Origin of the sequence: Xanthomonas bromi, assembly GCF_900092025.1 — a bacterium.
GTDB lineage: Bacteria > Pseudomonadota > Gammaproteobacteria > Xanthomonadales > Xanthomonadaceae > Xanthomonas > Xanthomonas bromi.
Genome location: NZ_FLTX01000058.1, coordinates 1 through 13,944 on the forward strand (window position 1 = coordinate 1; position 13,944 = coordinate 13,944).

Consider the following 13,944-nt stretch of genomic DNA (forward strand, 5'->3'; position numbering starts at 1 on the left):
CGCCGAACGGCGGGGTTTTTTGTGCCGAGCGCTGCATCATGCAATGCCGCAGATGCCGCCAACCCTGCGCTCAGTGCAGCGGCGATGGAGCGTGCGTGGTGGTGGCGTCGCTGCTCGGACCTGCGTCGGCAGCGTTGCTCGTCCTCGGCGAGGTCGGCTCCACGGCATGCTCGCGCTCCTCTTCGATCTCGGTGATGGTGACGCTGCTGCTGGGCCCGGCCTGCGCCGCTTCGCCGGCTTCTTGGATCACTTGCAGAGTGGACTCTCCCGCAATCTCCTGGTACTGCTCCAAGTGTTCCGGTGTCAGGCTCATCAGATACGCGAGGGTGGTCCGCGACCTCTCCTGCAGCTCTTCTGCAGAGGAGGGAACACTGGTTGCCAACGGCGTGCCGTCCGGTCCGGTGAATAGGCGGCCAATCTGCCCTCCGCTCCAGTTCATCGCCAGCTCCGCGCCGCGCGCCAGGGGGCCTGGCATCGTCATCGACATCAGCGTCATGACCACGCCAGCGTAGTAGGGCGATGAGGACGATGCTTCGATCAGACTCTGGTCGGCGAAGGACTTGGACAGCTTTTCAGCACCGAGCGCAAGCGCCATGACCATGCTGCCCGAGCACATGGCCTTGAAGCGCTCCATCGTGTCCTGGCGCGTCGCATGCTTGTTGAAAACCGATTGCAGCAGCACCGTCGTCACCAGGGCGGAGTCGGCAATCAGGTCGACCGTGCCGATCCGATCCGGCTGGATCAGATACACGGTCAGCGCGGTCACCCCAAAACCCAGTAAGGCCATGGGCAGTTTCGCGTGCAACTCATGGTTGGCCACTTGGCGCGGAATCGCCAATGGCTGATCTTGATCGACCTGAAGGACAGTGTTTAGTCGTTTGCCGCACTGCTCTAGCATTTCCAGCAGGTGGGTGCATTGGGCATTGAGCGTTCTAGTAAGCTCGTGTCCTTCTTGGTTCGGGTCGGTAAAGCGGCGACGCGCCTGTTGGAACGCATCGTGGCCATTCTGCAGCGCAGCGCAAAGGTCATTGAGTTGATTGCGCAGCTCTGCGCTGACCTGCCCCGGTGTCAGGCGCGTGCGCAATCGCTCCGCCTGCGTGTGGAAGCCTGCCCGTTGGGCAAGGTCCGCGCCGAGATGCGACATCCGGCTCTGCAGCCGATTGCCGAGTGCATTGATGCTGTTCCACAGGAACGGGGTAATCACGATCGCGGCGCAGGCCGTGGAGGCGGCTGCGGCAAATCCCAGATTGTTTTCTACGGTTTCTGCCTGATGCCCCATGGAAGGGGTGCCGAATTTCTTGGGAAGTTCGGTGGTGAGAAATAGCCCATTGAGCAGGATGGCGTAGAAGTGCATTTCGTTGGCATCGCGCCCCAGCTGCCCGCCCATCAAGGGAAACGGTAGCCCATCGGCAGTCGGCCGCAAGGCCGATGCTGAGATCGTCAGCACGGACCTGGCTGATGAAGCGATGGTGTATGCAAACGTCTTGGCCTGCTTGGCGAGCAATGGGCTGGGCACCAACACCGGCCAGGCGTTGGCCAGATTGATCAGCCCATTCAGCGCGCGCTTGGCATCCGGTGTCCCATGTTCCAGCGGCTGCAGCGCGTCTTCCACGTCCTTGATGTCGCCAAGCAACTGCTTGCGAAAACGCGCCTCTAGCTGGGGTGCAGCCTCGATGATGGTACGCAGCTGGGTGATCTGCTGCCGGCATGCGGCAAGGCTGTGTGGCGCGCTCTGCTCAGGGTCGGTGTGGCGCACCAGCTCCAGAAATGCCTTATCGTCCGCATGGATCTGCATCATGGTGCGCAGGTCCGTCAGCGACCAGAGATTCGATGCCGCATTGCGTAGCCCTCCGGTGAGTTGCGCCGCCCCCGCCGTCAACCCGGACGTTGCTTTGCGAAACAGGGAACCGGGTGCATCCACTGTGGGGGACCTGGACTGCAGTGTGGTGTCCTGCTGCTGTGCCGCCTCTGTCTCGACGTTGGATGTTTCTGCTTCGGCGACCTCGATCTCGGAGCGTTCGGTTGGCGAAGAGGGCCTGCTTGCGCGCTGGGTGAGCCCGCTCAATCTTGGATCGACGTGGCGTTGGGGGCCCGTGTCGTGGGTCGGCTGCGATGTCGCCGGTGCCGTTTCCTGCGGGATTTGCTCGCGTGCCTGGCTGGCCGCGGCCGCTTGGTTCGTTTGCTTGACGTGCATGGAAAACTCCTCGGCGCTCTTGGGGGGATGCAGTTCGGTTCGGTCAGCGAAAGACCGTCTTCGCTGGACCGGGGTACTAAGCACAGCCTTCGGACTGGTACGTTTCGATCCGCAGCGGTTGAGTCCTGGCAACCGGCGTGCGTGCCACGGCATCGGCGGCCCGTGGGCTTAACTTCAGTGTCTGCGACGGCACCGTCGGCGCGGAGGCGCTCAACCGGGTCGCGGCCTGTCAACTTCCTCCCGACGCCTGCTCGGGCTCGACCCGTGGGTTGTCATCGATCTCGGTGATGGTGACGTTGCTGCGGGGCGCGTGCGACTGCGCGCTTGCAGCCTGCAGCGTCAGCGCGACGTTCTCGCCGATCTGTGTTGCGTAGGAGTCCAGTTGCTGCGGGGTCAGTTGTTGAGCGTATTCTCCGACGCTCTGCAAGTGGCCCTGCATCTGCTCGACCGAGTCGAATGTGCGTGTCGCCAACTCGGTTCCGTCAGGGCCGGTGAACAGACGTTTCAGGCTGCTTCCCGCCGCATTCATCGCCAACTCCGCGCCGCGTGCGATCGGGCCGGGCATTGTCACCGCCATCAGCGACATGATGGCGCCGGCATAGAACTGCGCGTTGGGCGAGGCCTCGATCAGGCTTTTGTCTGCGAACGTCTTGGCTAGTTTCTCTGCGCCCAGCGCAAGCGCGATGACCATGCTGCCGCCGCACATGCCCTTGAAACGTTCCATTGCGTCCTGCCGCGTGGCCTGCCTGTTCCATGCCGACTGCCCCATCAATGCGGTCACGATGCAGGTGTCGCTGAGCAGGTTGATCGTGCCTAACCGATCCGGTTGGACAAGGTAGATGGTCGAGCCGGTCACCGCAGTTGCCAGTATCATCAATGCCACCTTGGAGGAGACATCCTGGTTGGGGATTCCGCGCGGAAGACTCTGCGTCGGGTCGCCATCCAGCTGCAATACGCTCGCAAGCCGTTTGCTGCACCTGTCCAGCGTTTCCAGCAGATGCGTGCATTGCGCATTCACCGTCCTCGTGAGTTCCCGCCCGCCGTCCTGATCGACGAAACCGCGGCGCGCCTGCTGAAAGGCCTCGCAGGAGGCGTCCAGCTGTTCGCGGATTTCCTGCAGCTGCACGCGTAGCGCTGCATTAATGTGGGCAGGCGTCAGGCGGTCGCGCAGCCGCTGCGCTTGGTTGTTCAGACCCAGCACCTGCGCTGCGGGCGCGCCCAGGCGTGCCGTTTTGTCCAGCATGCTGTTGCCGAGCTTGTTGAGGCTGTTCCACAGGAAAGGGGTCAGCATGATGGCCGTAAACGTCACCGACAGGCCTGCGGCATATCCCATATTCTCGCTGATCGCCTCGGCCTTCTCGCGCAACGCCTGATCGCCGAATTTCTTCGGAAGTTCGGTGGTGAGGAACAGCGTGTTGATCAGCACGTTGTAGAGATGCATTTCGTTGGCATCGCGGCCCAGCTGTCCTCCGGCAAACGGAAAGGGCAAACCGTCGGCGCTGGGGCGCAACGCCGAGGTCGACACCGCAAGCACGCCCTTGGTGGCGGTGGACATCGTGAAGGCAAAGGTTTTTGCTTGCCGGCCCATCAGCGGGCTGGGAACCACGATCGGCCAGAAATTGATGAGGTTGCCAATCGACTTCAATACGCGCGAGGCGGCCGGTGTGGCGTGATCGAGCGGCTGCAGGGCGTTGAGTACCTGCTTGACGTCGCCCATGAGCTGGTTGCGCTGATGTCTTCCGAGCCCCTGTGCATGTTCGATGAGCTGGCCGAGCTCCTGCATCTGCTGGCGGCAGGACGACAAGGTATGCGGCATCAGGTGTTCCGGGTCGTCGCCTTTCAGGACTGCCAGAAATGCCGGATCGTCTGCATGCATCTGCAGCATGGTGCGCAGATCCGTCAGCGACCAGAGATTGGATGCCCCCTTGGATAACGCAGCGTAAGCGTGCTGGGCGCCGCTTGCCAACGCAGCGTTTGCGCGCGCTGCAAGTGTCGCGGCAGTGGACGGGCCGGAGGCGCGTTCCGGTGAATGCGGCTGCATTCCAGGGGAGGGCGATGCTGTCGGCGAGGAGTCGTGCACGGAGTTGGAGGTGGACGCGTTCGAACGGCTGCGTGGCGTGAGCGCCGACAAGCTGGGGTTGAGCGGCGTTTGCGTCGGCGATGTGGGGGAGGCAACGTCCACCACAGGGGCAGTGCCTGCATGGACGTCGTGCGATGAGGCGAAAGAAGAGGGTTCTGCGGCTTGCGGCTTTTTAATCTCCATGGGGTTTCCTTAATTGGGTGGTTCCTTGATCGGGAATGCCGGCGCACAATCCGTGGCGTGCTTCAATAATCCGGACAAGCGTGCGTGGATGGTGCGGTGCGGTGCGAAATGGTGTACTGCAATAAGAATCAAGTGCCAGCAGGCAACGGCAACGTGTGATCGGGTGGCATATTGCAAGTCGCCACTTGCGCATGGTCGAGTGGATTCGGACCCTGTTGGCCGCTGCGGGAACAGCCAGGTCGCTGGGTTGGCGATGGGCATCACACTCATTTACCGAATTTTGACACCGATGTCATCGTGGCTTAGCGTCTGCTGGGCAGGCGCTTGCGCCGAGCGGTCGGGGGCCATCGGACAAGGGGCAGCGATGCGGCGCATCGCTGGCGAGCGTCGTTGCAATGCATTGCCACGCCGGCCGCGTCCGGCTTCTCCCGGGGATCTTATGAACTGCCGCAGTCATCGCCTTGCCTTGTCGATTTCCGTGTCCCTTGCCATGACTGCCGTGTTCGCGCCGCCGCTCATGGCCGAGCAAACCGAACCGGATGCAGCGCGCGCCACCTCCACGCTGGATGCGGTCAGCGTCACCGGTTCGCGCATCAAGCGCGCACAGGTGGAAGGCGCGCAGCCGGTGGTCACCATCTCTGCGCAGCAGATCCAGCAGGAGGGTTTCGCTACCGTCTACGACGTGCTCAACAGCATGAATCAACAGGGCTCGGTGGAAGCCGATATGCAGTGGGGCTCGCATACGCCCAATGCCTCGCCGATCAATCTGCGCGATCTGGGGCCGGGCCGCACCTTGCTGCTGGTCAACGGTCACCGCGTAGCCGATTACCCGCTGCCCTATGGCGGCGAAAGCAACTTCTCCAACTACAGCAATATTCCCTCCGCCGCGGTGGAGCGCATCGATATCCTCACCGGTGGTGCGTCGGCGATCTATGGCTCGGACGCAGTGGCCGGTGTGATCAACGTGATCCTCAAGCGCGACTATCAGGGCGACCAGGTGCGCCTGCGCGGCGGCACCGCCACCGAGGGTGGACGCGACAGTTTCGACGTGTCGTGGGCTGGCGGACGCACCGGCGAGACCTGGAGCCTGACCTACGCGCTGCAGGCCACCAAGCGTGACCCGTTGAGCGGACGCGATCGCCCCAAAATGGACGATTCGGACGATATGTCCTATTCCAACTGGACCGGCCAGAACCGCCTGTACGGCTTCAACCCGTTCACCGGTCTCAGTCTGATCGATGCCAATACCAACGAGCGCCTGGCGCCGCCGGCCGGCGCCTGCGCGCGCTTCGGCGGCGAGTTCATCGACGGGCAACGGCTGAGCTACAACCAGAACACCGGCGCGCTCAGCAACGCCGGCAGTTACTGCGGCGTGGCACGCGATTACGGCGACTGGGGGTTGGTCACCGGTAGCGAAGATTATTCGGCGTATCTCTACGGCACCTGGAAGTTCGGCGAACACACCGAAGCCTGGGCCACGCTGTCGGCCAACCGCAGCATCGGCCGCTGGACCTACGATCCGCCGTACGCGTATCTGGGCCCATTCGAGGACGCCGCCACCGGACGCTCGTTGAACCTGATCCGCCAGCTCACCCGGCGCGAAGCCGGTGTCTGGGACCGGCTGGCCAACTACAACAAGGAACAATCCTGGGATCTGAGCGTCGGCTTGCGCGGTGTGTGGGCCGACCGTTTCGATTGGGAATTGAGTGTGGGCCGCTCGCGTTACACCGTGGACGAATACATTCGTACCGTGGACACCGCGCGTGCCACCGACTACTTCCTCGGTAACTCCCTCGGCACCGCCGCCGATGGCACGCCGATCTATGCGATCAACGACGCGCGCCTGTACACGCCACTGTCGCCGGACCACTACGACGACCTGGTCGCCAAGTCGCACAACTCGGCGTATTCGTGGGTGAATCAAGCCAGCTTCAGCGTGAGCGGCGATGTGGTGCAGGGCTGGGCTGGGCCGATCCGCTTCGCCACCGTGGCCGAAGTGGCAAAGCAGGGCTATCAACTCTCTCCCGACCCGTGCGCCAATGCGTGCTACCCGATCGACGTGGTGGATAGCGGTGGCGGTGAACGCATGCGCAGTTCGGCCGGTCTGGAATTCCAGATTCCGTTGCTCTCCACATTGAGCGCGAACGTGGCCGGTCGCTACGATCGCTACGGTCAGTATCGTTCTTCGGCCGCCATCCCCACCGATGTCGGCACGCAGAGCGACACCACCTGGAGCGCCGGTCTGGAATGGCGGCCGGTGGAAAGCCTGCTGGTGCGCAGCACCGTGGCCACCAGCTTCCGCGCGCCGGACATGCATTACGTGCTCGGCGAACCCAGCTCCACCAATCAGACGGTGATCGATCAGTACCGCTGCATTTCGTCGGGCGCGTACCTGACCGGCGGTTGCAACGACGAAAACAACAACATTTTCTACACCGTGGACGTCAATCGGCGCGGTACCCCGGATCTGCGCTCGGAAACCGGCCGCTCGTTCACCGGTGGCATCGTGTGGGACATCGCACAAGGGCTGTCGTTGAGTGTGGATTACTACCGCATCCAGCTGGAGGAAATGATCAAGGATCTGGACCGCGACGAGATCCTGTCGGCCGAAGCCGGCTGCCGCACCGGCACCACCATCAGCGGTGGCACCTGGAACAATCCCGGTGGCGCGGGCTATTGCGACACGATCACCTCGCGCGTGACCCGCAATGCCGACGGCACCATCGCCAGCATCGAGCGCGGCCCGATCAACCTGGCGCAGATGGAAACGGCCGGCATCGATGCTGCGTTGAAGTATCGCCTTGCCACCGCGGACTGGGGCAACTTCCAGCTATCGCTGGACTACAACAACCTGATTGCCTATCGCGAGCAGATCTATCGCACCGACAGCGACGAGAACCGACGCGACGAACGCGTACGCAGCCGCGTGCGTGGCAGCGTGCACTGGGACAACGGCGGCGCCTGGGACTGGACCGTGTACTTCCGCCGGATCGGCTCGATGCGCGCCGTCAACTGGGGCACCTGCGAACGCTTCGACGACGGGTATCAACCCAGCGCCTCCGATGCGTGCCTGGTGACCGATACCGGCAACGTGCACCTGGGCGAAACCAGCAAGCGTTATTTCGGCCGCGTGGGCCCGGCGATCTACTGGAACCTGAGCACCGGTTACAAGATCGCCGACCATGCCAAGGTCAATTTCTACGTCAACAACGTGTTCAACGAAGTGGGCTACGACCATAAGGAACGCTTCTACGGGTACGGCTTCTACAACACCACGCTGTTCAACCCGATCGGCCGCGAAGTGGCTGCGGAATACGTGTTTACGTTTTAAGCGATCGCAGCGCATCCGCATGTCACGGTGGGTGCCGTGGCGTGCAGGGGCCGAATCTGCAATCGCGATGGCGACCGCATCTATCAACGAAGCCAACACCGGACGTTCGGCCACCTCTGCATTGGCGTCGTACGCCGACACGTTCTGTCCTGCGCTGTATTGCCGCGTTGGCGATGGTCGCAAGGCCGTGTCGGTAGATCGCTGGGCCGCGCCGAAACAGTCGCGGCGCTCCAAGCTGGCGATGCTCCCGGCGGGCTGCGAGATCTACCAAGGCGACCCACTAGGTCACTGCTTCATTGATTGTTCGCATCGAAACGATTGATGACCGCACCGTTGCCGCCATCAGGTGGTGCAGCGCCCCTGCAACGTGTGCCGAAATCACCGCCTCAGCTGCAATTGCACCTCAGTAGCTGGGTTTCCCCGCGCAGATGCAGGACGGTTGCCGAAACGTGCGCGCGGTTCCGTTGCCGATGAAACAGTGGCAACGCGCAAATGTGCGTGGTATCAATGCACCCCATGAACGCACCCCGCAGCCAGTCTTATTTTTGGTACTACGGTTTTCCGATGCCGCTGGCGGAGGAAGGAGTGCGCTCACCCTGAAGGAAACTTCAGCAGCATTCCCGAAAAGCCGCCAGCGCACACTGGCGGCTTTTTTGTTGCCGCCTTGCCTGGCTCCCCGATGCACCGCCGACCCGAGACAACGTTATGCCGCCTGTGACCGATGACCTGCGTATCCGCAAGATCGAAGCCCTTGCACCGCCTTCGCAGCTGCTGTCGCTGCTGCCCTGCGATGAGCGTGCCTCCGACACCGTCACCAACTCGCGCGCCGCGCTGCACAAGATCCTGCACGGCCGCGACGACCGCCTGGCGGTGGTGATCGGGCCATGCTCGATCCACGATCCGGTCGCGGCAATGGAGTACGCGCAGCGCCTGCGCCCGTTGCGCGACCAGTTCGGCGACGCGCTGGAGATCGTGATGCGGGTGTACTTCGAAAAACCGCGTACCACCATCGGCTGGAAGGGCTTGATCAACGATCCGGATCTGGACGGCAGCTTCCAGATCAACAAGGGCCTGCGTGTGGCACGCGGCCTGCTGCGTGATATCAACAATCTCGGCTTGCCGGCCGGCGTGGAATTTCTCGACATCATTTCGCCGCAATACATCGCCGACCTGGTGGCCTGGGGCGCAATCGGCGCACGCACCACCGAGAGCCAGGTGCATCGCGAAATGGCCTCGGGGCTGTCGTGCCCGGTGGGGTTCAAGAACGGCACCGGCGGCGACGTCAAGATTGCGGTCGACGCGGTGGGGGCGGCCTCGCATCCGCACCATTTCCTGGCCGTGACCAAGGACGGCCACACCGCCGTGGCCGCCACGGCGGGCAACCCGGATTGCCACGTGATCCTGCGCGGCGGCAAGGTGCCCAATTTCGATGCGGCCAGTGTGGAGGCGGCCAGCCAGGTGCTGAACAGATCCGGCTTGCCGGCGCGTCTGATGATCGATGCCAGCCACGCCAACAGCAGCAAGAATCCCGAGAATCAGCCCGGGGTGGTCGAGGACATCGCAGCGCAGCTGGAAGGCGGCGAAACGCGCATTGTCGGCGTCATGGTCGAAAGCCATCTGGTCGGTGGCCGCCAGGAATTGCTGCCGGGGTGCGCGCTGACCTATGGGCAAAGCATCACCGATGGCTGCATCGGGTGGGACACCTCGGTGCAGGTGCTTGAACGTCTGGCCGCAGCAGTACGCGCGCGGCGTGCGCGACGGGTTGCTGAGGCTGCCTGAGTTACGCAGCGACGGCAGCATCGGCGGCGGCAACGCGTGCGGGTGCTGCACGGCGCATCGCCAACATGCAGTGCTGGTGAGGTAGCGCGTTGGCTGGCTGGGAATGCCGCTGCGCTCGCACCCTCTACAGGCACGGCAAGAAGCGATCGAGCAATCCGAAAGTGAGCGCAACCGTGTTGATGGCCGCTGCGCACCAAGAACGTCGGGCCGACACAGGGAGCCTGCCCGACGGATTGGACACCACGCAGTGGTGGCCCGTTTCGCGCACTGGAAGGAGGGGAGAGAGCCTTCCTGTCACAGGATGCGAGCGGGCACTACTTTTATCCGCCCGACACGTGACCTTGCCATGTTGCGGCATGTCGGCGGCAGCAATGAAGTGTGAGACGCGTTAACGCACGGACCGATTGATCCCCGGCGTTCAACACGACACCAGCGCACGCACGGACCGGGATGCGATCCTGCTGCAATAGTCATTGGCCGGTCGCCAATCTCCAAGCTCCGTCGCCAACCCCCAATCTGCGCAACGGCAACGGCCGCATTCACGCCTCGCGCTCGGCGCAACCGGGATAGTGGCGGCAGACTCTTTCCTGCCTGTGCCCATGCCCTCACTTCGCGACCGCTTCCAGCGCTGGCCACGGCCGTGGCGGCTTGCAGTGGTCGTGGTGTTGGCGCTGTACGCGCTGTACCTGCTGGCCGGCAACCTCTATCTCAATACCCCGCTGTTCGATGCCACCACCAACCGGCAGCCGCACAAGTTCACTATGCAGACCGGCCCGGCAATGACGCTGTTCCCCGGCGAGGTCATCGCCTGGAACGTGCGCATGCGCGGGCAGGCCAACCGCACGGTCTACGTCTTCCATGCCGACCGCGCGCATGCACGTGTGGCGCTACTCCCGTTGTTCCGGCGCGAGGTACGGCTGCCGTGGCTGCATGCCACCGGCCTGAGCGCGGAAGTGGAAACGTCCGACACGCCCATCCCGCCGCCGCCACGCGGCGATCAGCGCTGGACATTGCGCTTCGATGCGATCACCAGCAACAGCATCCGCAGTGCGCGCCTGGGCAAGTTGCTGATCGCCGGACAGGGGCACGGCAAGGTCGGTTTTCTGAAGCAGCTCAAGGGCGGGCCGTCGGAGCTGTTTCCGTCCGAAGCGGGCTTTACCGACGCGGTGGTCAGCTACGGCGGGGTGCAAGTGTTCAACGGCGCGCAGTTGGATGCGCAGTTCCAGTTTCCGCGCCATTACCGCGACCAGGCACCGGGCATGCGCAAGTTCGGCATCACCAACGCCCGGCTGCAGCTGAAGGCCAATACCGTGGCGCTGGAGATCGATACCGGTGCGCCGCACGTGGATATCCGCAGCGGGCCATCGGCGGCGCGCGTGGAAGCTGACATCCGCCTGGACCGCGGCGCGCTGCAGCCCGGTAGCCGTGCGGTGTGGCGGCTGCCCTTGCTGGCTGGCGTCGGCGCCACCGATCGCGGCATGCTGGCGTTGCAGCTGGACGTCGCGCAGGACATTCGCGTGCAGGCACGGCTGCCGCGCGACGACAAGACCGACAGCGAGCTGCAGGCCGATCTACGGATCGCCGGCCGCAGCATTCCGTTCGAGCAGCCGGCACAGGTGCTGCCGCGCCTGTCGGGGCAGGTGCGCGGGCGCTGGAAGTTCGAATCCTTGAACTGGATCGCCGAGTTGTTCGTGCGCAAGCCGTGGTTTCAGCTGGAAGGCGGCGGTCTGGTCGCAGCGGATTTACGTCTTGCACAGGGGCGGCTCACCAGCGGCAGCACGCTGGATATCCCGCGCGTGGAGGCCGTGGCGCAGGTGTTCGACACGCGTCTGTCCGGTGTTGCCACGGCGCACGGGCGCATCGACGATGCGGCCACGCCGCAGGCGCATCTGGATGTGAGCATTCCCATCTTCAAGGCGGCGCCGCGCGATGCGCCCAAACAATTATTGCTGGATGGCCGCGACCTGCAGCTGGCGATGCATGGCGATGCCGAACTGGCTCGCTTGAGCGACACGCTCAAGGCGCAGCTGCGTTTCAGCGATGCGCGTGTGCCCGATCTCACCGTCTACAACCGCTATCTGCCGGGCAACAACGTGCGCCTGCTCGGCGGCAGCGGCAGCCTGACCGGCGACGTGGCGCTCAATGCGTCCGGCGATGTGGGCAACGGGCATGCGCATCTGCGTGGCCAGGGCGCACACCTGGCGTTGGCCGGCGTGCAGATGCGCGGCGATGCCGAGTTGCAGGCCACGTTGCAACGCGCCGACTTCAAGAACAAGGTCTTCGACCTCAGTGGCACGCGCGTACGCCTGCGCAATACGCGCGTGGGCGACGAGAGCGCCGATGCCAATTGGTGGGGCGAGCTGCAGGTTGGTGCGGGCACCATCCAGGCCGATGCGCCGTTCCAGCTCGATGCCGATGCGGCCATCCGCATGCGCGATATCGCACCGCTGCTATCGGTCTTCGCACAGCGCGCAGACTCTCCGCGCTGGGTGCTGGGCTTGCTGGATTCGGGCGAACTCGATGCCACCGGCCGGCTGCGTTGGCGCAAGCAGCAGTTGCTGGTGGACGACCTGCATGCGGAAAATGCGCGCCTGTCGCTGCGTGCGCGGTTGGCCTTGAACGATGGGCAACGGCGCGGCGATCTGTATTTGCGCTGGGGCGTGCTGGGTGCCGGCATCGAGCTCGATGGCAAGCAGCGGCAGTGGCATCTGGCCGGCGCACGCGAGTGGTACGACGCGCAGCCGGGGCTGTTGCCGGCAGTCTCCAAAACCCGGTGATGCGGTCGCTGGCGTGCGTGCTGCGCCCCGCTCACGGCGGACTTGGCACACTGCGCATGCCGCGTGCGCGGTCTTCAGGAGCCTGCTGTCATGACGATGCCTGTTCGCGCCCGCTGGCGGGCCTTGCCGCGCGCACTGCGTTGGCCGCTATTGGCGTTGATCGCGCTGTACGCAAGCTATTTGCTGCTGGGCAATCTGTTGCTCAACACACCGCTCGGCCTGGCACCGCTGAACCGCTCGCCCGATACGTTCACGATGCAATGGGGTCCGGGGCTGACCTGGTGGCCTGGACGTGTGGTGATGTGGGACGTCGCGCTGCATGGCCGTTCTGCGCGCAACGACTGGCATGTAAGCGCACAACGGATGAGCGGGCAGATCCGGCTGCTGCCATTGCTGCACCGGCAACTGCGGGTGCCGGTGCTCTCTGCGCGCGGCGTACGTGGCGGCATGCAGGCTGCCGCTGCCGTCGCCGGGACGGCAGCGACTCCATCGTCTGCAGCGCCGCAAGCGCCGCGGGCCGCCGCCGCCGCGGTGCAGGATGTCGCCGCTACGCCGACTGCGTCAGCACACGCGGGGCTATCCATACCAACCGCCACTACCGAAGACATGTCGATGACGCAGGCGTCCACGCAGACGCTGTACGCAACGACTGCAGCGACCGGAACGAATGCGACGCCTGCAACCAGTACGCCGCAATCAGTTCGGCGCGCCCACGCTCCAGCCACGACACAAGCAGTATCAAACGCTTGGACCCTGCAATTCGACCGCATCGTTGCCGAGCAGGTGCAGGCCGTGTCGCTGCGTCAGCTGCACATCGAAGGTGCGGGCCAGTTGCACCTGGGCGTGTTCAAACAACTGCGTGGCGGGCCGATGGAAATCTTCCCCTCGCATGCGGTGTTCGAATCGGCGCGCGTGCGCTGGGGCGAGGACGAAGTGATGCGCAATGGGCAGCTGCGCATCGACGCCAGCATCGCGCGACATGCGCCGGATCAGGCGCGTGGGCTGGCGGTACTGCAGCTTGCCGATGCGCTGATCGCCCTGCATGGCGACACTGCCGCGTTGGATGTCACCCGTACTGCGCAGGGCCGGCACACGCTCGCAACGCGTGCCGGCAAGGGGCGTGCGGATGGCGAGCTGCGCTGGAGACGCGGTGCCTTGCAGCCTGGTAGCCAGTTGCAATGGCGCGCGCCACTGCACGACAGCACGCGCGCACCGCCCGCGTTGCTGGGCGAACTGACGGCGCAGTTGCAGGTCGATCAGAACATGCGGTTGAAGGTGAGCATGCCCGAGCCGGCCGATGCCGGGTTGACGCTGGACGCCGACCTGCGCGTGCAGGGCCGGCAGCTGCCGTTGGATTCCCTGCGTCGCCTGTTGCCGCGCACCTCCGGACATGCGCGGCTGCATTGGCAACTGTCCTCGCTGAGCTGGATCCCGGCGCTGTTTCCGGATGTGGATTGGCTCACGCTGGAAGGCGACGGCCTGGTCGATGCGGATCTGCGGATCGATCGCGGCCAGCTCGGTGCCGGCAGCCGCCTGCAGGTGCCGCATGTGCAGGCGCAGGTTGGCGTGATGGGGCACGCGATCACGGGACAGGCCAGTG

General features: G+C 64.4%; 5 protein-coding genes and 1 pseudogene. 4 read left to right on the forward strand and 2 right to left on the reverse strand.

From position 1 onward, the window contains the following. Positions 1–70: 70 nt before the first annotated feature. Complete coding sequence (gene xopX / locus XBLMG947_RS16980; protein ID WP_065469794.1) at positions 71–2,194, reverse strand: XopX family type III secretion system effector; 2,124 nt, start codon at positions 2,192–2,194, stop codon at positions 71–73. Positions 2,195–2,423: 229 nt separating this feature from the next. After that, positions 2,424–4,457 carry a XopX family type III secretion system effector gene (gene xopX / locus XBLMG947_RS16985; protein WP_104536949.1) on the reverse strand — a complete coding sequence of 678 codons (2,034 nt, stop codon included), beginning with the start codon at positions 4,455–4,457 and terminating at the stop codon, positions 2,424–2,426. Between the two features lie 517 nt (positions 4,458–4,974). Between xopX (XBLMG947_RS16985) and XBLMG947_RS16990 the strand changes: the two genes are divergently transcribed. The 4 genes and pseudogenes from XBLMG947_RS16990 to XBLMG947_RS17010 all read left to right on the forward strand — a co-directional run. Further along, positions 4,975–7,788 (forward strand): TonB-dependent receptor plug domain-containing protein, encoded by a 2,814-nt coding sequence (locus XBLMG947_RS16990; RefSeq protein WP_065469799.1) that lies wholly within the window; start codon positions 4,975–4,977, stop codon positions 7,786–7,788. A gap of 705 nt (positions 7,789–8,493) precedes the next feature. After that, positions 8,494–9,567 carry a 3-deoxy-7-phosphoheptulonate synthase gene (locus XBLMG947_RS17000; RefSeq protein ID WP_065469797.1) on the forward strand — a complete coding sequence of 358 codons (1,074 nt, stop codon included), beginning with the start codon at positions 8,494–8,496 and terminating at the stop codon, positions 9,565–9,567. A 599-nt stretch (positions 9,568–10,166) separates the two neighbouring features. After that, entirely contained in the window at positions 10,167–12,344 is a 2,178-nt protein-coding gene (locus XBLMG947_RS17005; protein WP_065469798.1) for a translocation/assembly module TamB domain-containing protein, read from the forward strand. Between the two features lie 90 nt (positions 12,345–12,434). Then, positions 12,435–13,944 (forward strand): annotated as a pseudogene (locus XBLMG947_RS17010) (hypothetical protein); the annotation flags it as partial.

Bases quoted from the DNA above. Each gene is read 5' to 3' on its own strand.
- XBLMG947_RS17005 (WP_065469798.1), top strand. From the start codon at position 10,167: ATGCCCTCACTTCGCGACCGCTTCCAGCGCTGGCCACGGCCGTGGCGG.
- xopX (WP_065469794.1), bottom strand. From the start codon at position 2,194: ATGCACGTCAAGCAAACGAACCAAGCGGCCGCGGCCAGCCAGGCACGC.
- XBLMG947_RS16990 (WP_065469799.1), top strand. From the start codon at position 4,975: ATGGCCGAGCAAACCGAACCGGATGCAGCGCGCGCCACCTCCACGCTG.
- xopX (WP_104536949.1), bottom strand. From the start codon at position 4,457: ATGGAGATTAAAAAGCCGCAAGCCGCAGAACCCTCTTCTTTCGCCTCA.
- XBLMG947_RS17000 (WP_065469797.1), top strand. From the start codon at position 8,494: ATGCCGCCTGTGACCGATGACCTGCGTATCCGCAAGATCGAAGCCCTT.